A 24,126-nucleotide genomic window follows, 5' to 3' on the forward strand; every position below is an offset into this window, starting at 1 on the left:
CGAAACAATAACGGCTCTCACGTCCCTTGAATCGACTTGTTCAGACCTTCCCTAAACCATCGCCATGCCGGTCGGACGAAACACGCAACTATTCGGAAAGGGCGGCATCTTTCCTAATCGACACTGTTGGAGACGAGAGGCTTTGGTGATCGAATTTTGTTTTGTGCGTCAAGAGGGAACCAGCGGTTTGGTTCCGTCCTTCCCGGAGGAGGAGTCTCGGGACATTCTCCACTCCGGGGAATTTCTGTTTTCAGGGGATTTGTAAACTTATTTCGAAGGAGGACTTTCCAATGAAAGGATGGTTGAAACTACTGGTTCTGGCCGCTGTGCCAGTCCTCGCGGTCGCTATGGTCGCGAATCCGGCGCTCGCCGCCGACAAGGGGTCGCAGTTGATCTTCCAGAGCAACATGGCCCATCAGAACTTCATCTCTGTGGCAAACGCCCACGCCTCACAGGCGGTTACGGTGCTGACTCAGTACTACAATGACGAAATGACCCGCGTGCTGTGGTACCTGAGAGTCCTTCCAGCCGACTCAAACGTTCTGGTCGACCCCTTCAATCACATGATTCCGGGTACGGCCACCGATGACGACATGGATGGCACCAACGTGAGTGAGGTTCTGGACGGGCTACCGGCAATGACGAACGACGATGATGGCGCCGGAATCAATTCCGGTCATTTTGTCATCGCCGTCACCGCGGTGGGTATGAACTACAGCGAGGACGATGATGCGGACGGTGCCATCGCAGATACTGAAACGAACCAGCGAGCGACGGTAAACGTCCTCTTCCCCTCTTTCCTGGCCGAGGATATGCACGGGACGGACAACATCGACAATTGCGGCGTGTTTATCCGTGCAGCCGATGATGGTGACGCCGCAACTGCTGATAACCCTCTCGTCTATTCCGCCCTCGGAGCCGACGGAGTCAACGATTGTAGGGCAGCAGATCCGGACGCCACTCCGGCAGTTGTGGCCGATGGGACTTCCAAGAACGTCGGCGGCTTGACTGTGGGCAACGCCCAGCCCATCGCATTCAACCACCTGACCGGGCATTTCACGGAGGCGCTGCTCTCCACTGATGCGGGTGGATCCGACCAGACCGCATCCTGGGGTGGCACTCCGATTGTTCGTCCGGGTGTCGATAATCCGAACAACGCCATGACCAATGTTGGTGACTACTGGACTCTCACCGGTGCCGATGCGACCGGTGACGGCGGCGGCCGTCTGGCCGAGAAGGACGCCGGCGGTGCGGGGGCAACTATCACCAACACCGGAGCCCGCACGGATTACGCAGCTCCCTCAGCCATTGCTGATCAGCCGGACGACGCCACGAATAGAGCAATCGGCAGCGGCGGAGCTCTGGTCTTGCCAGCTCTTCACGGCGGCGGCGATGAGACGAAGCAGATCATGCTGTTCCTCTCTGCGGCGGATGACTTCGGTGGTCCTGGCGCGTACGAATTGATCCCCGCCAAGACGGGATACAAGGTTGCTCTCATGGACAACATGGGCGACGCACTGGCGGACCCTGCTGCCGCGTCGGGGCCGGTATTCGGTGGTGTGGATGCTCCCGACGATCCTGCGGGTGTGAACATCATCGTCGAGGGTATCAGTGTTATGACCAACGCTGATCTTGGCGAGTGTGCTGGAACCGCGATCACGGGACCTTGGACGCTGGACCATCTGACGAGCATCGTTCCCACGGCGTCGTCGGGCGCGGGTGATTTTGCCGGTCTTGATGCCACGCTGGCGGAGTCGATGAACGCCTCCCCAGGATGGATCAAGTTTATGCGCTCCAGTCTGACTTGCGAGGAAGACTATGGAGACGGAGATTCTGCGACGGGTTCCACGATCGAGGAAAACGATGGTGTTCCCACAGAGGACGAGCGCACCTACACGGGCGGTACGTTGGTCGTGGAGCAGGAAGATTCAACACGTGCCTTCGTCACAACGGGACGAGCCCTGTTGAAATTTATCACTTCGGAGTCGACTTTCGCCGCCTCTTGGTCCCTGAAGTCTCCGGCGTCTACGGCGGACACGCCATAGGCCGGTTCGGCTAATCCAAGGATCGACTCTCTCAACCCTCAAGTTGGGTGAGGTCATCGGTCCGAGACACAAAAGGGGGAGCCCATTTCGGGTTCCCCCTTTTCTTTTCACGTAATCCAAACTTCCCGCAGTCCGGTTCTTCGTCGCCACCTGGAATGTGCGACCCTTCCAAATGCACGGCATCTTTCCAAATTAGCCGTGGACAGGAGTCGACGGTGGTTGCCACCCGCCGAACTTTGGGCGGAAGCTCGGAGGAATGTCACAGCCGGCAAGACGATCGTTTTCGACCTTCAATCGGGAGTTCTGTAGATTGCTTACTCCAAACGGACAGTTGGCACGGATACTGTTCAGTGTCGCTATTCTCATGGCTGTCGTTGCGACGCCTGTGCAGAGCATGGCCGCGGATCCGGGAAAGTGGCAATTGCTGTCCCGTGTTCGGGTCAACCCGCCGGGAGTCCAGGCCTTCGTTGAGACCTTCTTCTCCCACAATCAATTGAAACTGGATCCCGGGGGGGATCTGATCATCGGTTTTGCTGCAGTTCGGGACACCAATAAGGCAAAAGATACGGATGTCTTCGTGTCGCGCTTCGTCCGCTCCGAGGACCGTTGGAGCTCTCCGGTTCCCATTGCCGGGGGCCCGGATCTCGAACGTTCGCCGACGATCCGGATCGATGGGAAATCGGGTGCGATCCACGCGGCCTGGGTTGGCAATAGGCGGCAGAAGGCGGGCGGACCCCGAAGCGAGCTCCGGGTTGGTTACCGGCGATCGGAGGATGAAGGGAATACTTGGACGCCACCTCGGTTTTTTGCCGTCGGGACGGCGCTCGCTCGGCGGCCGCAGTTGATGGGCGGCGGCAAGGGTCGCTTGTACCTGGTCATTTCCAATGGTCACCCCGGCGGACAGGAACGCATCCATCTGTTTCAGAGCCCTGACGGCGGCAAGGACTGGCGTCCGGTGGACGTCAACTTCCCGGAAGAAGAGAAACGCCGGGACACCGGATCACCCCATTTGGAGGCCGGGCCGGACAACCGGGCCTACTTGGTTTGGGCCGACCCGACAAAGGGACGAAGGGCAGTCGTATTCAGCAGGACGACGGGAGAATCCACCTGGTCACCGCCCGTCCGAGTCAACGACGATGCTTCCATGAACTGCATGGAGCCCCGGTTGGCCGTGCACGGCGATTCGGTTTACGTCGCTTGGCACGTGGTCGACGGGGACCGCACCACTCTCTACTTCGACCAGTCGCCGGATGGCGGCGCTACCTGGAACGAGGACCAGGTGATATTCGACCGGAAGGCGCTGTCGGTCCAGGCTTCGCTCCAAACCTTCGACAGTGGAATCCTGGCCGGCTGGGTCGAATCGGAAACCCAGATGGGCCGGACGAATCGGAATCTCTCCTATCGCCTCTATTCTCCTGCCATCGGCTGGACGGCCCCGAAAGGGGAGAGGGACTCCCTGGCGGGAGCCCATGGGCCCGGCCGGTTCTACTACGGCTTCGATCTGCTGCCTTGGGAGAAAGGATGCCTGGTGGCCTATTCCAAGGGGGCATTGGGCTTGTCGCCGGAGATCTACCTTGCCTGGAGTCGCGACCTGAACGCCGGCTTCTCGGAACTGATGAAAATAAGTGCGCCAAAAAAGGGTTTCGAGCATCTATATCCACGATTGATCCGTTCGGGCGACAACGAGGTCGCCGTGGTCTACAACCGGCGGAAGATCCGCCGGTCGCCCTTTGAGCCACGGGTCATCTTGGGAGATGTACTGGTGGCTCGAATCGGAATACCGTAGTCGGAGGTAAGGTCTGGAAGACCCCTTGAATTGTAGGCAAACTCTTATACGGACACGGTTTGTCGCTAGCTGTGTGCCGTGTCAGAGGAGTTGTGCTATTGTGAGTCAGTGACTCTGCCCGTATTGTGCCGAGAGCACATATCTTGCTTATATCGAGAAACGCATTCAGTGCGCCGAATTGGGAGGAATACCCATGTTGAGACGTGATTCCGGTCAATCCGTATCGTTCCGTGACGGTTTCAGGAGCCGTGACTACTTCCACATGGGGAGAGGCCTCCTTCCCGTCCTGGCCGTGATGCTGCTGGCCGCGCCGCAACTGGCCATGGCCCAAGGCGGCTTGGCCGTGACCGTGGATCCGAGGACGCTGGAGGTTACGGAAGAAGGGGCCACAGGACAGTATACGGTCGTGCTGGACGTGGAACCGTCCGACAACGTGACCATCACGGTAGTGGGCGCACCGGTCAACGGGACCGCGGGCGCGGACATTACCGTGTCCACCACCTCGCTCACCTTCATGGCGCCCACGAAACCAGGTGGAGACGATGGCACCTGGAACACGGCTCAGCCGGTGACGGTGACTGCGAACGCCGACGCTGACGCGGTATCGGAGACCGTGACCCTCACCCACACGGCGGTCATTGGCGACGATGGCGATTCCATAGCCTTGTCGAACTCGTCCGTGCGGGTGACGGCCAACGACAACGAAATGCGCGAAGTGACGGTGGTCCAGCCGACGGGTACGCTGAACGAGGCCGGGAGCGTCACTTACACGGTGGTGCTCACCAGCGAGCCCACGGACACGGTGACCGTGGACGTGGGAGGGATTTCGGGCGAGCTCACGGTGAGTCCTTCGCGGCTCTTCTTCACGGCCGACAACTACAGCACGCCTGAGACGGTGACGGTGTACGCGGGTGAGGATCTCGACGCCGACGACGATATGGCGACCCTCACGCATACCGTGCGGGGCGGCGACTATACCGGCGTGTCGGCGGCTCCCGTACCGGTGACAGTCGATGACAACGACGAGCATGGCGTGACGGTGACGCCAACGGCGCTAGACGTCGCTGTCGGCGCAAGGGGGACGTTTACCGTCGTGCTGAACACGCGTCCGGCGGGCTCGGTGCGGATCACGGTGACTGAACCAACGCCAGGGGTCGATGATTTCAGAGTCAGCCCGTCCAGCGTGAGTTTCTCGTCGAGCAATTGGAATCGACCGCAGACGGTCACGGTTCTGGTCGACTCCGATTTCGATAACAGCGCTACACCATCTGTGGCACTGGCGAACGCGATCGACACTTCTTCGAGCAGCAGCGACGCAGGATACGACGGTGAGACGGTAGATCCTGTCACCGTCACGGTCTCCGATTCGATGCCGGGCGTCCGTTTGAGTCGAACCTCGATGACCATAAACGAGGGCGGGACGGCGACATACACCGTTAGACTGGCCAGCGCGCCTACAGCGGACACGACCGTAGGAGTGTCTGTCCCGACGGGTTTGGGCTTTAGCGCGGACCCGACTTCACTGGACTTTACGGCGCCCAATGGCGGCACCAGCAATTGGAATACGGCGCAGACTGTGACCGTGTCTGCGGCCGACGACGAAAATGCGGTGCAGGAGACGGTCACGATTACGCACACGATCGGCACCGCCATCGTCGCCAACGGTATCTTGCGGGCGACGGTGCGGGAGAGCCACACGCGCGGCGTGACGATCAACCCAACGTCGCTTGAAGTCACCGAGGGCGGGAGCGGGAGTTACAGTGTCGTGCTCGATTCCGAGCCGGTCGACGATCACAATAGTGATACCGCCGCCAACAGCGTGACGGTGACCATAGCTGGAGTTTCGGGTGACGTGACCGTGTTGCCTTCGCAGCTCGTCTTCACCGGTGGCACCGGTGGCACCTGGTCCACCGCGCAGGAAGTTCAGGTTTCCGCCGAAAACGACGACGACGGAGAAACCGATGCGCCGGTGACGTTGAGCCACACAGTGCGCGGCTCGGACTACGAAGGCACGAGGGCGGGTAGCGTCCGGGTGACGATTAAGGAAATCCATAGCCGCGGCCTCATTGTGGATACGATGCCGGCTGACGAGGCTGTCACCTCATCCCTGACCGTTGCAGAAGGCGCGACCGGCATGTACTCGGTGATGTTGGAATCGCAGCCCACCGGCACCGTGACCGTAACGGTGCGCGGCGCGTCGGGCGACGTCTCCGTGTCTCCGTCGAGCCTGACCTTCACCACCAGCAATTGGGACGATGCGCAAATGGTGGAGGTGAAGGCGGGTCAGGACGCCGACGCGGAGCCGGATCCAGTGGTTACGCTGACCCATGCGGCCAGCGGAGGCGGATATTCCGGCGTGACCGGAGGCATGGTGACGGTTACGATTACCGAAGACGACACCCACAAGAAGGGTGTGATTGTGACTCCGACGGCGCTCACTGTGACCGAAGGAGGAGCGGCCGAAAGGTATACGCTGGTTCTGGGCACGGAGCCCACCGGCAACGTGACGATAACGTTGGGCCGCACGGATACCTCGACCGAGTCGCTGGTGGCGACTCCCACGACCCTGACCTTCACTCGGGGCAACTGGAACATTCCACAGCCGGTGACGGTGAGGGCCCCCGAGGACAACAATGCGACGGGCGGAACAGTTACACTGACCCACGAGGTCAACGGCGGCGGTTACGACCTTGAGATGCCGTCGAACGTGGTGGTGCAGGTCAGCGATAACGACTCGGCGGCAATCATCCTGAGTACCATGACGCTTGAGATGGGCCAGGGGATGCGCCGCACTTACACGGTTGCGCTCGGTTCCGAACCGGCCGACAACGAGACGGTCAACATTACCGGTGCACCCAGTGGCGTATCGGTGGGCCCGGCTGCCCTGGTGTTCACACCGGCTAACTGGTCCACTCCGCGGACGGTGACCGTGCACGCGCTCGCCACCGCGGACACCGGAGCAGCCTCTCTATTGCACGCCGCAGACAACTTTGAAAATCAAACCCTTACGTTGGACGTCAAGGACAGTGACACCCCCGGAGTCGCCATCAACCCGACGTCGCTCAATATCACGGAAGGCGGCAGCGACTCCTACACCGTGGTGCTGACTTCGGAGCCGACGGCGACCGTACACGTGAACGTGGAAGTCACCGGCGCGTCCGATGACGTTCGGTTGAACCGGACGCGGCTGAGTTTCTCCACCGGCAATTGGGACCGGGAGCAGACGGTGACCGTGACTCTGGCGGAAGACGACGACGCGGTTGCGGACGGCCAGGTCACTTTGACCCACACGTCGAGCGGCGCGGACGAATACGAAGATACCGACGCGACCACCGACGGAGTGCAGGCGGTGGATATTTCGCCCGTGACCGTGACCCTCGCGGAAAACGACATGACGGGCGTGACGGCGAATCCCACTGCATTGACCGTTGCTGCGGGATCCAGTGGGACCTACAGAGTCCACCTGATGTCGGAGCCCCTCGACGCCGTGACGGTGACGGTGAACAGCCCGTCCGAAGACATCACGGTGGCCGGGTCGCCTCTGGTCTTCAATCCGGATGATTGGAACCAGGGAAAGACCGTGACGGTGAGTGTGGCCGCCGACGCCGGAACGGAGGAAGAACAGTCCTTCATGCTCACGCATGATGTGACGGGCAGCAGCGACTACGCGGGCCTCGAGGGTCCCACCGTGGCTCTGACCATCCCGGTGCAGGGCGCTCCCAGCACCCCCAGGGGATTGACGGCGGAAGCCGGTGACCAGAGCGTGCGCTTGACTTGGAGAGCGCCGGCCAACAATGGAGGGTCGGCGATCGTCCGCTACGAGGTCCGCCACCAGGAGGTCGGCGGAAGCTACGGCGCATGGTCCACCGTTCCCGGCGGCGCGACTGCCACCAGCACCACCGTTGGGAATTTGGAGAACGGAAAGGACTACGAATTCCAGGTGCGGGCGGCGAACGCCGTCGCTGCGGGGCAGCCGGCCACGGCCAGCGCCACGCTGGCGGAATCCGCTCCGGGTGCGCCGGCCAGCTTCACGGCCACCGCCGGTGACGAGCAGGTTGCTCTGAGCTGGGGCGCGGCGTCTGGCAGCGGTTCGGACATCCTGCGCTATGAATACCGCTACGCCGCGGCCGGCCGGGCCTACGACGACGCGTGGACGACCGTCAGCGGCGCCGGGAACGCCAGGAGCGTCACGGTTTCCAACCTCACCAACGGCACGGAATACCGATTCCAGGTGCGGGCGGTGAACAGTATCGGCGACGGCACCGCTGCCGAAGCCAGAGCCACGCCGGGCCGCGCGCCGACCGCGCCGACGGGCGTGACGGCGAGAGTCGAAAGCGAGACCATCACGGTGAAGTGGGGCATGCCGGCCGACACCGGCGGCTCCGACATCACCGGCTACCAGGTGCGCTACCGCATGAACGGTAGTGGCTGGAGCAGTTGGAGGACGGTGGCTGGCGGCGGAAGCGCCACCAGCTACACCATGACGGGCCTGACCAACGGGATCGGCCATGAGATCCAGGTCGCAGCGGTGAACGCCATCGGGCGCGGCGCCGTCGCCTCGGTCGAGGCCACGCCCATGGAGGGTCTCAACTTCGCCCACTTTGCCAACGGCACGGCGGGTGAGGTGACCATCACGTCCGACATCGTGCTGGTGAACGTGGAGACCTCCGCGGTGACCCCGGCCATCTACTTCTACAACCAGATGGGCGACATGATCGACGCCGACTCGGTGGTGGATGTGACGGGAGACCTGATGGTCAATGGCGACGGCGCCTTGACCGTTCCCATGGGGATCCCGAGCCGAGGCGAAATGACAATTTCGACCAACGGCGAAGGCGCCCTGGTGGTCGGATCGGCGAGGGTGTTCGGCACCGGCCGCCTGGGAGGCGTGCTGCGCTTCGACATCCCGGCCGTTGGAGTCGCCGGCGTGGGAGCCAGCGAGCCCGTCAGCGACGCCATCTTCCCGGCTCGCCGGATGATCGGTGGAGTCAGAACCGGAGCGGCGATCCGCAACCTCAGCGCGGATGACATGACCGTGACCTGCATGCTGATGCAGGGCGGCGAGGTCATGGATACGGCCCCGATCATGCTGGACGGCGACGGCCATCACTCCGCGTTCATCGACGAGATGTTCCCGGGCGCCGATACGGTCGACTTCGTGGGATCGGTGCGTTGCACCGCCCCCGACGACGGCATGTTCGTCGGAGTCGCCCTGGAAATGGATGCCGCCAACGGCATTTTCACCACCCTCCCGATGGTGCCTCTGGGGTCCGGCGCCGGCAGCTGTAATTCGACGCTCAACTTCGCACACTTCGCCAACGGCGATTTCGGCGGAACGGCGACGAGTTCCGACCTGGTCTTCGTCAACGTGGCCACCTCGGCGGTGGCCCCGGCCATCCACTTCTTCGACCAGATGGGCAACATGATCGATGCCGCGATGGTCGTGGACGCCACGATGGACGGAGTCGAGGTCGCCGACGGTGTCCTGATGGTGACGGACGAGATCCCGGTCATGGGTGAAATGACCGTCACCACCAGTGGCATGGGCGAGGGCATGGTCGGCTCGGTGAGAGTCGTCTCTGACGGACCCATCGGCGGTGTCCTCCGCTTCAATATCCCCAGCATCGGGGTTGCCGGAGTGGGAGCCAGCGATGCCGTGAACGCAGCCATCTTCCCGGCCCGCCGCATGGCGGCCGGCATCAACACCGGCGCCGCCATCCGCAACCTCATGGCGGATATGACGTCGGTGACCTGCCGCTTGATGATGGGCGGTCAGAGGCTGGGTGAGAAGGTGATCAATCTACCTGGCAACGGCCAGAACTCCGAGTTCATCAACGAGATGTTCGCCAACGCCAACACGGACGACTTCACTGGCTCGGTCCACTGCACCGCGCCGTCGGGGTCCATGTTTACCGGCGTGGCTCTGGAGATGGATTTCAACAACGGGATCTTCACCACCCTCCCGGTGGTTCCGGTCCGGTAACCATCCCCAAAAGGGACCCAAACCCAAAAGGGGCAACCGCACCAGCGGTTGCCCCTTTTTTTTGGAGCGGCGACTTTCCTGTCGCCGGAGAAGGCGGTTTTCCTACCGCCGATTGGAGTGGCGACTTTCCTGTCGCCACGGGAGCGAAGCGACCGATCCCGAGCCGATTTACCAATCGTCGAATGGAGCGTCGGCTTTACTACCGCCGAACTACCGACCAACGAAAACCCCGGCCGGCGAGCGGCGAAGGGTGCACGGGGCGGTAGGAAAACCGCCTGCCAATGGGCGACAGGAAAGTCGCCTCTCCTGATTGTCAATCGCCGCTCCTCGGCGATTGGGAAATCTCCCGTCCCATCCCCGCCACGACGCCTCGCCAGATCGTCGCCACCCGCCGCCGGCGCAGCAGCACGACGTTCCAGGCCAGGCTCAACACCAGCGACTTCCCCCAACAACCCCATGCCCAGGCGCCGGCGCGATGCTTCCTCAGGAACAGCACCGCATTCCGCCGGACCCAGAACACCCGCTTCAGGGGATCGTGCCGCGTCGAATGCGCCCGCCGGTGATAGGCCCTCGCCGCCGGACAAAAGTACGACCGGTACCCCCGCCTTCCGGCGCGAAAGAGGAAGTCCACCTCCTCGTGGTACATGAAGTAGTCCTCGTCGAAGAACCCCGCGTCCTCGAACACCCGCCGGTGGACCAGAAGCGCGCATCCCAGCAGCAACTGCACCCGCCGGACCCGGCCGTACCGCCCGCCGTCCCGCGCCCCCTTGCCTCGAAAGGAAGCCAGGACGTGGCTCCAGGTGATCCGTCCCCAGGCGGCGTCCAACCGGTCCGGCCTGTCCTGCAGCAGGACCTTCGGTCCGTAGACCCCCGGCCCCTTCTCCCGGGCCGTCTCCAGCAGCCGGGAGACCGTCTCCGGCTCCACCAGGATGTCGTTGTTCAGCAGGAGAAAATACTCGGCGGCCGGACTCGAGCCGTCTTCCGCGCCGGGAACCGATGTCCGCAGCACCGCGTTGAGGGCGCCCCCGTAACCCAGGTTCTCCGCCAGCGGCGCCAGGCGCACCGGATCCCGCACCTGGTCCGCGGACCCGTCGGTGGACCCGTTGTCCACCACGACGATCTCGAGGTTGGGGTGAAGCGTACAACGCAACGAGTCCAGGGTCGCCGGGAGGACGTCGCGCCCGTTCCAGTTGACGACGATCGCTACGACCCGTTCATCAGTCGGCATATTTCCCGTCCCGTGAGGACCCGGTCGCGGCGCACCCGCCAGCGCTTGGCCAGCGCCTGCGGAGTCCGCGCCATCCCCGCCGCGAGTCCGCGCAGGAACGACCCCAGGTAGCCCGCCTTGAGGGCGTGGAACGCCGTGCTGCGGGCCCAGCCGTAGGCCAACTGGAGCAGGTTGCGTCCCGGTTGATAGGTGACCATCAACTGCCACCGGTTGCGGGTGATCCAGTAGACCCGGGCCGGCGAATAGCAGACGGGGAGTGAAGGCGGGTCCGGCCGGGGTGGGATCGACCGGACCCTGGCGTCCGTCTCCGCCGGAAGGACGAGTCGGCAGTCCTCCTCTACCGATGCCAGGAGGTCCGCCACCAGGTCTTCCCGAGAGGAATCGGACGCTGCCTCTATATGGTAGACGATAGCCTCGGGGACGTAAAGGCAGGAATGGCCGGTGAACTGGGCTCTCAGGCTCAGTTCCACGTCCTCCAGGTACATGTAGTAGGTTTCATCGAAGAGCCCGATGCGGTCGAAGAGCCGGCGGCGGTAGAAGGCGGCGCCGGCGCTGGCCCCCAGGACCGGCCGGCTATGGCTGTGGAGCCGGCACGCGTCGCCCCGGCCCCGCTTGAAGGGCATTCCCGTCCGGTCGTAGCCGTCGCCGGCGCTGTCGATGAGGTCCCGCCGGCGGAAGTCCACCATTCGGGACGCCAGGAACCAATAGGAGGGGTTCCCGTCGAGCGCCGCCAGTCCCGCCTCCACCCAGCCCGGATCCACCTCCGTGTCGTTGTTCAGGAGCGCCACGTATTCGGAGCTGCAATGGAGGATGCCGCGATTCACCGCCCGGGCGAAACCCTGGTTCTCCTCCAGCGCCAGCGCCTCCACCCCGGGAAACCGGGTCTCCAGCATCTCCCGGGTCGAGTCGGTGGAACCGTTGTCCACCACCAGGACGGGGCATCGCACCCGCTGCCTGGCCAGCGACGAGAGGCAGTGCTCCAGCAGCCGGGCCCGGTTCCAGGTGGGGATGATCACCGTCAGCCTGGGATCGTAGCCGCCTGTCATGCCTGGCGTTCCTCCCGCCGGCCTCGAAGCAGCCCCAGGTTGTAGTGGTAGCTCATGAGATCCGGATAGAGGGAGCTCAGGTCCGGCCAACCCCGTCTCTCGGTCCAGGCGCAGGCCCAGGTCAGCAGCTCCATGCGCACCCGGTCCCGGAGCCGGTATCGGGGCAGGCGGTCCACGTTGAGGAAGTCCGCCAACTCGGGATGCTTGCGGTAGAAGTTCCAGGCCGAAGAGCCGACCCGCCGCTGCCGCCGGACGAAAGCCCTCACCGACGTGGGGTGGTGATGGTGGGCCACCGCGTCCGCGTGGTAGACCAGCCGCATCCCCATCCGGTGGAGCCGCCATCCCAACTCGATGTCCTCCCACCCGTACTCGCCGAAGTCCTCGTCGAACCCCCCCGACTCCCGGAAGAACTCCCGGGAGATGGAGAGGTTGCTGGTGTAGAAGAAGTTGAAGGGAACGTCGTTCGGGTCTTCGATCAGCGCGAACCCGAACTGCCACCCCTCCTCGCCCACGTACTCCATGAACCGGGTCCGGGGATACTCCCGGGCCCAAGGCGTGTACCCGATCACCACGACCCGTTCGGCATCCTCGTTCCGGACCCCGTCTCGGGCCCCGAGATGCCCTTCCAGAAAACCGGACCCGGGAACCGTATCGTCCCCCAGAAACACCAACCACTCCCCCCGGGCCCGCCCCACGCCCAGGTTCCGCGCCGCGCCCTGCTTGCGATTCTCCTGGTGAAGGTAAACCAGTGGCACCGGATACTCCGAAGCCAACCCCCGAACCCGCTCGCCCGTGTCGTCGGTGGACCCGTCGTCCACCACGATCACCTCGTAGGGAACGCCGCCCCCCGAATCGTCCGCAGTCTCCTCAAGCAACGTCTGCCGCCCCAGCGCCTCCAACGTCCGCACCAGGATCCGGGACCGGTTGAAGGTCGGGATGACGACGGTCGCTCGCATGGTCCTGCCCCAAGTCTACCAAGGAGTGCCGATTTCCAATCGCCGTGAGAGGGGGGACGGTCGACCGATGGGTCACACGGCCTTCTTGCCGCCGATGATCCGGCGCGGGATGAAGCTGGTCAGGTTGGGGTTTCGTCAGGCGTGCCGCGGCGTCGCGCGCCGGCGATTGGAACGCACAGTCGCGGAATCGGTCAGTCTGTCCTTGCCGTGATCGAGTCGCCCAGGCCCTTCAGGAGGCCTTCAATGTGGGCGATGCGTTCCCGGATCTGGACAAATCCATCCTGGAGTCGGCTGATATCGGATTTCACCCATGCAAACAGGGAAACCATCAAGCCTCCCAATGCGAGCGAGGCAGCGACGATACCAACGAGTTCCGGGGTCATATCCGAACCTCCCTCCGATTGATCGCGACGGAACCTGCCCGGCAAACCGTGAACAGATGCCTGCCGCGAATTGTACCGCCATTTGAATTAACGTTCCCAACCAGGAAAAGACGGCCGATTTCCAATCGCCCGCTCTTGCGTCGCCGCATGGCTACGCGGGAGTCCGGCGGTTAGGAAACCGCCGTTCCATCCTGACCGGCGGTCAGGAAACCGCCACTCCCGCTGGGATCCTTCGCATATTCTTCGGGGCCGTCGTTGTATATTGTTGAATGCAAGACATCGGAGGACTCCAAGCCATGAATGTCGATCTGATCAGCGTCCTGGTAGCCGTCGTCGCAGTAGGAGTCGGCCTGGCCGGACTGGTGTTAGCCGGCTGGCGGGGCGTCCGGCATGAAATGCGCGACATGCGCCACGAGATGCGCGGAGAGATCCACGAAGTCCGGCACGAGATGCGGGATATGCGGCAAGAGGTTCGGGACATGCGCAACCACATGGGACGGATCGATTCCCATATCGCCGAACTCCGGGAACGTATCGGCCATGTGGAGGGACTACTGCAGGGACTGCTGGAAGTCTTCATTCCCCGCACCGTGGACTAGGACGAGCGCCAGGAAGGGCGATTGGAAGGGCGATTGGAAGGGCGATTGGAAGGGCGATTGGAAGGGCGATTTCCTAATCGCCCATTCTTCTTCCCCCCAAGCCGAGTAAGAAATCGGCGGTTAGGAAACCGCCGCCCCGCCCCGCCCCGCCCCAACCGAGATCTTTCGCATATTTTCCGCGATCGTCGTTTGTATACTATTGAACGCACAACGTCCGAGGACTCCAAGCCATGAATCTCGATCTGATCAGCGTCCTGGTAGCCATCGTCGCAGTAGGGATCGGCCTGGCCGGCCTGATTCTGGCCAGTTGGCGGGGCGTCCGGCAGGAGATGCGGGACATGCGCCAGGAGGTGCGGGACGTGCGCAACCACATGGGACGGATCGACTCCCAAATCGCCGCACTCCGGGAACGCATGGCGCACGTGGAAGGATTGCTGAAGGGATTGCGGGATGCTCTCACCCGCCGGACAGCGTCCTAGGAGCCGCGCTGTCCGGAAGGGCGATTGGAAGGGCGATTTCTAATCGCCCTCTTCGTCTTTCCCCCACGCCGAGCAAGAAATCGGCGGTTAGGAAACCGCCGCTCCAGCGAGAGGAAGGGCGATCTCCAATCCCGTCCGCCCCTCAGCCAAGAACTACTAAACACTAATTTTTTCAGTCAATTCCCGGGTTCTTCGCCGAATCGGAAACGGGGTTGACTCCTAATGCTTGACGTGCTGAACAAGCAACAAACAGGTCGCAGATTTCGCGTACTTCGCCGTTTCCCTTTTCCATTCCGTTCCGCAACAAGATAATTCAAGTCGAAGAGAAGTCCGGCGACAGTCCGCGTTTCCTGGCTTCCCGGCGGATTGTCATCCTCCAGGAAGGAAGGGATCACAAAAATTAGCCAGGATTCGATCGAACGATTTGGCTCGTGCCCGCCCACCTGCCACCAGGTCGCCACCATCCTTTTTGTGTCCCGTGCCGTTCATTCCACTGGACTAGAGTAATGAGTGAATGTAGAGCACGAGGAAATCATGTACTCGAAGTGACAAATGGAAGAACAGAGTGTCGTTATTGTGTATCTTTGTCCCAAGACACAAAATATTTGTCACCGGGGTGGCTCGAAGCTGGCTCGGCCATCGAGCCGATTGGTGAAATGCCAAGCTGAGTCTTGTTGCGGGAATCCGGAAGGACCAGGCCGTTGCAGAATCCCAAAGAACTGACACAAAAAATCGAGGCATTGCAGGACCGCATCTCCAAGTTGAACTCGGCCATCCTGCGTATCAGCCAGAGCCTGGACGTCGGCACCGTATTGCAAGACGTCGTGGAAAGCGCGCGGGATTTGACCGGGGCCCGTTACGGTTTGATTGCGACCATCGATGAGTCCGGAAAGGTGCAGGAGTTCGTCAATTCCGGATTCACCGCGGAAGAGCACAAGCAAATGACGGACTGGACCGAGGGACCGCTCCTCTACGAGCATTTCCGCGACCTTCCGGGGGTATTGAGGCTGTGCGACTTGCCCGCTTACGTCCGGTCCCTCGGCTATTCTTCCGACCTGTTGCTGTCGAAGACGTTCCAGGGGACGCCGATGCGTCATCGGGGCGTGCAGGTCGGCAACTTCTTCCTCGCCGAGAAGGAAGGCGGCCACGAGTTCACGAGCGAAGACGAAGAGGTCATGGTGTTGTTCGCATCGCAGGCAGCGGCGGCGATCTCCAACGCCCGGACGCACGGGGACGTGCACCGGGCGCGGGCCGACCTGGAGGCATTGATCGACATGTCTCCGGTGGGCGTCGTGGTCATTGACGCCCGGACCGGCAGGCCGGTGATGATTAATCGGGAAGCGAAGCGGATTGCAGACAGCCTGCACACGCCGAGTCTGCCGCTGGAGCAGTTGCTGGAGGTGGTGAAATTCCGGCGTGCCGACGGAAGGGAGTCTTCTCTCGAAGAATGGCCGTTGGACCAAGCTCTGAAAATCGGCGAGACGGTGCGGGTCGAAGAAATCGTCCTGGAGGTGCCCGGCGGTCGGAGCGTGACGACGCTGATCAATGCCACGCCGATCCGTTCCGAGGCGGGTAACGTCGAATCCATGGTGGTCACCTTGCAGGACTTGGCGCCGCTCGAAGACCTGGAGCGTTCGCGGGCCGAGTTCCTGGGTATGGTGAGCCACGAGTTGCGGGCTCCATTGACCTCGATCACCGGCTCCGCCACGACCGTGCTGGACACGACACCACAACCGAATCCGACAGAGATGCTTCAGTTCTTTCGTATCATCAACGAGCAGGCCAAACATATGCACAGTCTGATCAGTGACCTGCTGGATGCGGAGCAAATCGAGACGGGTACACTTTCAGTCAGCCCGGCTCCCGAGGGAGTCGCGAGCATCGTGGACGAAGCCAGGAAAATATTCCTGAGCGGTGGCGGCCAGCACACTGTACAGATCGATTTACCGGCAGACTTGCCCCGGGTATTGGCTGACCGGCAGCGCATCGTGCAGGTTCTGAACAATCTTCTCCATAATGCATCCCGATACGCTCCGGAGTCCTTCCCCATCCAGGTCGGCGCGGTACAGGATGGTGTACACGTTGAGATCACCGTATCGGACAGGGGGAGCGGCGTGCCAGCGGACCGGCTGCCGCAGTTGTTCCGGAAACATGTTAGTTTCGGCGGCAAAGGACGGGGAATGCGAGGGTCCGGTCTGGGCCTGGCCATCTGCAAGGGTCTCGTGGAGGCCCACGGGGGCCGTATCCGGGCCGAGAGTGCCGGGACCGGCCGCGGCACGGAGATCACGTTCACGATTCCGGTGGCCGAAGAAATCGAAACCGGTGCCTCGGGCAGTACGACACGCGGCATTTCCCACCCGTCGCACGGAGGGCGCGGGCGACCCCGCATACTGGTGGTTGACGACGACCCGGAGACGCTCAGATACATCCGGCACGCCCTTACGGCAGCAGACTTTTCCCCGCTCGTGACGGGGGACCCGCAGGCCGTGTCCCACCTCATCAGGACAAAACAGCCCCAATTGGTACTCTTGGACCTGATACTCCCCGGGGTCGATGGCATCGAGTTGATGGAGCGCCTGCCCGAGCTGTCCGATCTGCCCGTCATCTTCATTTCGGCCTACGGAAGAGACGAGACGATCGTCCGGGCCCTCGAGATTGGAGCCACCGATTACGTCGTCAAACCCTTCTCGCCAGCGGAGCTCGTGGCAAGAGTCCAAGCGGCTCTGCGCCGGCACCAATCGCCACCCGCGGCTTTCCATCTGGGGGAACTGACGATCCACTACGACGAACGCCGGGTGACTCTGGCCGGCCGGACGGTTCCTCTGACGGCAACCGAATACGATCTGCTTCGAGTACTCTCGGTCAATGCCGGATGGGTCATGACGTACGATGTCCTTTTGCGCCGAGTGTGGGGCCGGATGGAAGCCGGCGACTCCCAGCCCGTGCGTACCTTCGTGAAGAAGCTCCGGCGTAAGCTGGGCGACGACGCGACCAACTCGACCTACATCTTTACCGTTCGTGGGGTCGGCTATCGCATGGCTAAGGCGAGTGACGATTGAGGGTCCCTACGGCACATTGGAGACCTGTGTCGTGACTCCAGCATTTTAACCTCGCCAGCATTACCGTCTCACAGTCGTCGAAACCTGCTGCTGGCCCACCTTCCTCAGATCTCAACGTCCGGACTCGGAAGCGGCGGGAAGGAGACGCCAACGTCCGCAACCACGGAACTGTTCAATCGGCGGCGCCGGCTCATCGGCGACTGGGCGGACGAAGGTAGACAGACTCCCGATCGATGCAAGATTACACCATTAGTACACACGATGAGATGAAGAGATCACTCCCAGTACACGTCTGTCTTGTAACGTGGTGGTTGGTTTTTTCGCGCACGGGAGAACGCCATTTGCCTGGAGAGAAGTGGAGGTCGTGCACAACATCGCGAAGACAATCCGGGGGGCGCTGATCGCCTGTGTGCTGTTGTCCGCCGGGTCGGCGGCCCAAGGGCCAGCCCCAGTGGTGGATGCCTCCGATTCGGCATTTGAAGAGTCGATCCAACAACGGACGCCCGCCAGTCCTCTCCCTTCGCTGATGCTTGGCGATCATCGATCTGTGTTTGTTCGGCCCGGTCTTCAAAGGCGCCAACCGATTCCAGAGTAAACCTTGTTTGCTCCACCAGTTTCGTGCTCTTGCCGCAGGCTGATCGAGGACTGATCATTTCGAATTCCAAGCGGAAATCCATCCAAGTCTCGGTAGCGCTTGTCGTTGCCGCAGGTGTGGCTGGGCTGGCCGTTTACTATGCGGCTCTTGGCGAAGAACCGGCTCCTCTATTGACCGAAGAGGCGCGGGCGACCCGCGCTGTCCTGGCCTGGATCGAAGCCGAAAGCCGGGGGACCCTCCGGGAACCCGAAATTCAAGCCCCGCCCCGAACGGCTGAAACGCTACTCGCGGTCAAGAGATCTGCGGAGGACCCGGCTCCCTCGCCTCCGGATGGATATACATTCGTTTCCTACCACGGGGAGATGCCGCGAGTACGAATTGCCCGTGACGTCGACGGCGGAGACAAGCCGCCGAGACCCAGCCCCGACTGGCTGGACCCGGCCAAATCCATCGAAACCCTCGCTACCCTGGCTTCGGAGGCCGGCCGGGACTGGTCCTTCGGCTGGATTGGACTGGCGGAGGATGCGAGACCGAACCAGGTGGCGGGGTCGCTTGCGGACTTGGGAATCACCACCCTCGGTTCCTCGGGCAACCTGATACGCGCCCGGTTGCCCGGCGACCCGGCTCTGTTGCATGAGATCGTGGCCCTGCCCGAAGTCGACGGTTTGGGCGCCGTCCCGCCCGTGCAGAAACTTCCCGCTACATTTGCCGGCGAGGTGTTCGCGTCATCCCCCCGGGAACAGGTGCCCGTGTTCATCACTCTAATGGCGGACGATCCGGACGGCCGGTGGCGGAGTTCCCTTGAGGACCTGGGTGCGGTGGTGGGCCGCTTCGACCCGGACATCCGCGTTTACACTGCAAACGTGGCCTACGCCCGGATCGAAGCCGTTGCGGCGGCGGACTACGTGTTGGCCGTCGAGCCGGTGGGCATCGTCCGAACTGCCCACGACACGGCCGTTCCCGCCATGGGGGCGGACGCCCTGCGCTGGTCCCGCGGGTCCCCGGGGGTCTTCTTCGGCTCGGCCGGCTCATCGGTGCCCATCGCCGTCATGGACACGGGGCTCAACATCAATCACTTGGACATCGTGTCGAACCGGGACAGCATCTGCGCCGCCAACTTCGTGTGGAACTCCCGGGGCGGGCCGGACGGAATCCTTCAAGAGTCCGAGGATCTATGGATCGATGCAAACGGCCACGGGACCCACGTCACCGGGACCGTGGCCGGGAACGGGACCGTCCAACCGCGGTTCGCCGGCATGGCGCCCGGCGTACGGCACATCCGTTTCGCCAAGGTCCTGGCGATTGGGGGTAGTGGGTCGGATGTCACCATCATGCCGGGAATGGACTTCCTGGCCGAGGCGACGGAGTGCGCCGAATCAGGCCGTCCATCATTTCCCGCAAAGCCCCTCATCGTCAACATGAGCCTGGCTGGGACCTCCCGGGGCTTCGATGGGCGGGACAGCAGTGCCCGCAAGCTCGACTCCATCGTCTGGGGCCATCGCCAGCTCTACGTCGTCGCCCAGCAAAACGCCAGTATCAATGGCTTTTCGCAGTACGGGGCCGCCAAGAGCTCCCTTTCCGTCGGCGCCGTTCTGGACAGCGGCGATCTCGCCTCCTTCAGCAGCCATGGCCCCACGTTCGACGGGCGTTTGGGCCCTCAGATCGTCGGCACCGGAGTCCGGGTCCACTCAGCCCGAGGGGGCGGGAGCCGCGGTGAGTATCTCGCGCTCGGTGGCACCAGCATGTCGTCCCCCGCCGTTGCCGGGGTGGCCGCGCTGCTGATGGATGCGGTCCCGGAGTACCGGGAACAGCCGGCGTTGGCCCGGGCGCGGCTGATGGCCGGCGCCATTCGGCCGGATCCCTGGCTGGAGGTTCCGGACGCCTTTCCCTCCACCAACACCGACGGACCCGGTTCGTTGCAGGCGCAGTACGGGTTGGGGAAGGTGTCGGCGCGCACGGCCGTCCTGAACCGGGACCGGTCCGACGGCTGGGTGGGCGGCGGTGTGGTCTCCGAGCTGCAGGAGGGGGAGGTCGCCGCCCGGGACATCGAGGTGCCTGAGGGCGCCAGCCGCCTCGACCTGGTGATGACGTGGGACGAGCCTCCGGCGGAAACCATCGACAGCACGGTGCTCAATGACCTGGATCTGTGGCTGGACCGGGACGGCAATTGCGGGGAGGGGGCGTGCGGAGAGCACGTTTCCGCGTCCCGGGTGGACAACGTGGAGTGGATCATCGTGAGGAATCCGCGTCCCGGAACGTATCGGGCGAAGCTGGTGGCGCACCGGGTCTACACCGCACCTCCCCGGGCGGCCCTGGCCTGGACGGTGATCCGGGGGGCCTCCACGCCGAACCTGGAGATCGACGCCGACCGGAGATCCCTGCCGGGAGACGGGGAACAGGAGTTGACTCTGAGGGTGAGGGCGGACGAGTACGTGGCGGCCGGGAGCCGGCTGCACGTGGACTGCCGGGACATGGGAGAAGAGTCCGGCTGCCATGACATCCGGATTCGCATCCTGGACGTGTCTCGCGAGGATGGAGTCCCGGCGGACCTGCCGGATGACGTCGAGTCGCCCTTCGCGCCGGGCATGCCGATCCCCCTGGGCGAGATCGCGGCCGGCGAAACCCAGGAGGTCCGCTTTGCCGTTTCCTCCGAAGGGGACGGAGAACCGGTCCGCCTCTACTTCACGGCGAGTGCCTGGAACGCCACGAGCGCATCCGCTTCCGTGGATGTTGCTCCCACCGGAACCGGAAACGCCGAGCTGGCCCGGCGCCCCGCCAACGACGATTTCGCTTCCGCAACCACCATCCGGGGCGAACAGGGTTCTCAGACGGTGGACCTGGTTCTGGCGACCCCGGAACCGGGAGAACCGGTGTTCACTGTCTGGCAGGGTCGGCCCGCCGGCTCGGTCTGGTACCGCTGGACGGCGCCGGCGGACGGGGCTGTCCGTTTCAGACTCTCCTCGCGTTCCGATCGCGTCGACGTCTTCCAGGGCCGTCGGATCTCGGCGTTGGATCCCGTCGCCTCCCGTCAGGGGGGGATCCTGTTCTTTGCCGAAAGGGGACAGTCTTACCGGATCCGGGTGAGCCACTTCGGCCGAGGCGTCCGCCTGGACCTCCGCTGGTCGCAAGGGTCCCGTCCCGCGAACGACGATTTCGCACGGGCCGAAGTGTTGGAAGGGGAAGCGGGGTTTGTGGACGGCAACAACCAGGGCGCCACCCTGGAACCGGACGAGTGGTTCGGGAGAAATGCGGCAGGGTCCACCTGGTACAGATGGACTGCGCCGGAGGACGGCAGGTGGTTTTTCCACAGCAGTCACTCGGACCGGCTCGTCCTGGCCTTCGAGGGAAACGGCGTTGACTCGCTCCGGCTGGTTTCGAACTATCCAGGTTGGCAGGTGTCATTCCCCGCGGGCCGTGGCCGGGAGTATCGCATTGCCGTCGTTGAGCGGAGCGCAGATCAATCCGGCGGTCCGTACCAACTGACCTGGCGGCCTTCGGACCGCTACGTTCCGCCCAACGACGATATTTCGGGTGCGGAGGAGATGGAAAGCGCAGTGTCCTCGGAACATGTCGTCGACGTGGACCGGAATTCAACCGTCGCTCCAGAGGAGCCCCGAGAGACGGGAGTGAGGACCAAGTGGTGGATGTGGGAGGTTCCCGAGAGAGAGGGCGGCGGAGACGGCCCGCCCAATCCGTTCCAGCCGGGTCAACAGTCCGGCTCCTCCTATACCTGGCGGCTCACGAACAACGGGGAATCGACGCCGACATACCCGAAGTTGCAGGTCACCGCGTTTACCGGTCCGTCTCCCGATGAATTGAAGCTGATGGCCCTGACCGGAACAGACATGGCCCCATCCGATTTCGTGGTGTCCGCAGAGGCCGGGCAACGTGTCTGGATCGCGGCCGGCTTTCGGACGGGAGACATTGCCGCCTATTCTCAGAGTTACGCCTCCGCCAGGCTCCTCTGGGGACCCACCCCTGTCAACGACGACTTGGCCGGCGCGGAAACGCTTGCGGGAACCGCCGGGTCGGTCTCCGGATCGAACCGTTTCGCCACCGCCGAGCGCGGCGAGCGGGGCTCCGCCCTGGGTCACTCGTCCCTGTGGTGGACATACCGGGCTCCGGCGACCGGCTGGCACCGGTTCTGGTTGGAGGAATCCGAGGGCCCGTGGGTGCTGACCCTCTACCGGGAGGGCGGCGATGGGTTCGGAGGTCTGGAGTTCGTGAGAAGCAGCTATCCGCCGGAGGGAGTCGAGTCCGAGGCGATCGAGGTGATCTTTCATGCGGAACGAGGCGCCCGGCACACGATCCGGCTGGGGTCCCGCGGTCGGATCGGTGACGGCGAGTTCACGATGCACTGGGGGGAGACCGAACCCCCGGTCTGGCTCAGGTACGCAGGCGGCTTGGCCGACGGCGACCGGGAAGCCGATGGAAGCTCGGTGCAATTGGAGGGACCGCTCAGTCTGGCCTTCAATGATCGCGGCACGGCGCTGTACGCGGCGTCGAAGCTGGGGCTGCAGGTGTTCGAACGCGACCCCGAAACCGGGGATCTGACCTTCCGCCAGTTGCTGGACGACGACAGCCTGGAAAACAGCTCGCTGATCTGGGACCCGCATCGAAGGGAACTCTACGCGCATCGCTGTGGGACATGGTTCCGTTTCGCACCGCGCGACGAGACCCAGCGGGAACTTGCGGGCGAGGGGAGGTTTCCGATCACAGGGGATCCGATCAGCACCAATTGTAGCGATGACGTCTTCATGGACTCCGGAGGATCGTTCCTGCACGCGGTCCTTACCGGGCATGGTTTGCAGATCCTGGATCTGGATACTGCCGGCGAGCTGCGGCATGTCATGACACGGGAGATTCCCAACCTGAGACGAGCCGTGATCTCGGATAGCGGCGGCCATATTTACGCCATCACGGATGGATCGATGCGGGTGATCGAACGCGACGCCGATTCGGGTCGACCACTTCTGGATAAATTTCACGAGAGTCTGGGGTGGCGCGGCGAAGCGCTGGCGATCAGCGGCGACGACCGCTACCTGTTCGTCTTTGACGAGGATGGCTTCAGGATGGCCGTGTATGGGTTGGAGAAGGACCCCTCAAATCCGCAGTCGCTGGGCACGTTGCAGCGGTTTTGGACCCAGGATTGGCTCTACTTCGACTGGAGCGACCGGTGCGGATTCGCTGTTTCGCGAAGGGGAATCCCGGCGGTGGACGTCTTCTGCTCGAATCTGGCCTTCGGGATCCAATGGCAGGAGGAAGTCGATTCTCTGGCGGCGACTGACTTCGTGGCGCCCTGGCAATCGGACCGTTACAACCAACAGATTCCGGAGTTCAGTCACGTCCGGTCCGTCGCGGCCAGTCCCGACGGCCGGCACGCGTACCTGGACACGGAACAGGAAGGGCTCGTGATCTTCGAACGTGTCGGCGCAGGTGAGCAAGACCATGCGTCGCAAGGGAGATTCTCAGTAGCACGCGGGAACGTGACCGTGGGGTCCATTTCGAGTGAAGGCTGTATCGCCGTAGAGGACGTCGTCCGTTCAATTTGGCAGACCCGAGCCTCACCGAACCTCGAATGGGCCGATATCTCAGGCACCGAAACGGCCGGGCAACTGTGTGCCTACACACCAACGGACGCGGGTGAGTTCCGGCTGGCCGCAGATATCAGCATCGACGGCCAACTCGGCAGGTACTTGAGCAACACCATCCGATGGTAGGGACCAAAATTACCTTCCCGTGTCCGGGCGGGACGGAAATCAGTGCGTCCTGGTTTCGGTGGACCTGACCTGTACGATCCATCCCGCCCCCGGCGGTAGGCCCCATCAGGGGTCTCGGCGATCATGCGCGACGGATCAACCGCGTACGCCATCATCCGGTCGGCCGCCGCTTCCAGGGGATCAACCACGGTCGAGGAGGCGGACGAAGGTGGGAAAACTCGTGATCGGCGCAACAATACACAATAAG

11 protein-coding genes are annotated in these 24,126 nt (G+C 63.1%); 7 read left to right on the top strand and 4 right to left on the bottom strand.

Features of this window, described 5'->3' with window-relative positions; genetic code table 11:
- The first annotated feature begins 290 nt into the window (after positions 1–290).
- From OXT71_03190 to OXT71_03200, 3 genes are all read left to right on the top strand, one after another.
- A complete protein-coding gene (locus OXT71_03190) occupies positions 291–2,045 on the top strand; it encodes a hypothetical protein (GenBank protein MDE2925383.1) in 1,755 nt (584 codons plus the stop codon).
- A gap of 421 nt (positions 2,046–2,466) precedes the next feature.
- Positions 2,467–3,831, top strand: coding sequence for a sialidase family protein (locus tag OXT71_03195; protein ID MDE2925384.1), 1,365 nt, complete (start codon positions 2,467–2,469; stop codon positions 3,829–3,831).
- A 193-nt stretch (positions 3,832–4,024) separates the two neighbouring features.
- Positions 4,025–9,814 (top strand): fibronectin type III domain-containing protein, encoded by a 5,790-nt coding sequence (locus OXT71_03200; GenBank protein ID MDE2925385.1) that lies wholly within the window; start codon positions 4,025–4,027, stop codon positions 9,812–9,814.
- Between the two features lie 313 nt (positions 9,815–10,127).
- Here the strand turns inward: OXT71_03200 and OXT71_03205 are convergent, their stop codons facing one another.
- From OXT71_03205 to OXT71_03220, 4 genes are all read right to left on the bottom strand, one after another.
- Entirely contained in the window at positions 10,128–11,042 is a 915-nt protein-coding gene (locus tag OXT71_03205; protein ID MDE2925386.1) for a glycosyltransferase family 2 protein, read from the bottom strand.
- Positions 11,018–12,088, bottom strand: a complete 1,071-nt coding sequence (locus OXT71_03210) for a glycosyltransferase family 2 protein (protein ID MDE2925387.1) — start codon at positions 12,086–12,088, stop codon at positions 11,018–11,020. Before OXT71_03210 ends, OXT71_03205 begins: the two co-directional genes overlap by 25 nt.
- Positions 12,085–13,044, bottom strand: a complete 960-nt coding sequence (locus OXT71_03215; protein ID MDE2925388.1) for a glycosyltransferase family A protein — start codon at positions 13,042–13,044, stop codon at positions 12,085–12,087. Before OXT71_03215 ends, OXT71_03210 begins: the two co-directional genes overlap by 4 nt.
- 191 nt (positions 13,045–13,235) lie before the next feature.
- Positions 13,236–13,427 carry a hypothetical protein gene (locus OXT71_03220; protein MDE2925389.1) on the bottom strand — a complete coding sequence of 64 codons (192 nt, stop codon included), beginning with the start codon at positions 13,425–13,427 and terminating at the stop codon, positions 13,236–13,238.
- Positions 13,428–13,723: 296 nt separating this feature from the next.
- On the opposite strand from OXT71_03220, the gene OXT71_03225 reads away from it, so the two are divergent.
- The 4 genes from OXT71_03225 to OXT71_03240 all read left to right on the top strand — a co-directional run bounded on the left by OXT71_03225 (position 13,724) and on the right by OXT71_03240 (position 23,879).
- Positions 13,724–14,026: a hypothetical protein gene (locus OXT71_03225; protein MDE2925390.1), complete on the top strand. Its 303-nt coding sequence runs from the start codon at positions 13,724–13,726 to the stop codon at positions 14,024–14,026.
- Between the two features lie 230 nt (positions 14,027–14,256).
- Entirely contained in the window at positions 14,257–14,505 is a 249-nt protein-coding gene (locus tag OXT71_03230; protein MDE2925391.1) for a hypothetical protein, read from the top strand.
- 701 nt (positions 14,506–15,206) lie between these two features.
- The gene (locus tag OXT71_03235) at positions 15,207–17,564 is read left to right on the top strand and encodes a response regulator (GenBank protein ID MDE2925392.1); all 2,358 of its coding nucleotides are present in this window, start codon (positions 15,207–15,209) and stop codon (positions 17,562–17,564) included.
- 957 nt (positions 17,565–18,521) lie between these two features.
- Positions 18,522–23,879, top strand: coding sequence for a S8 family serine peptidase (locus OXT71_03240; protein MDE2925393.1), 5,358 nt, complete (start codon positions 18,522–18,524; stop codon positions 23,877–23,879).
- The last annotated feature ends 247 nt before the right edge of the window (positions 23,880–24,126 follow it).

Source organism: Acidobacteriota bacterium, assembly GCA_028874215.1.
Lineage (GTDB): Bacteria > Acidobacteriota > UBA6911 > RPQK01 > JAJDTT01 > JAJDTT01.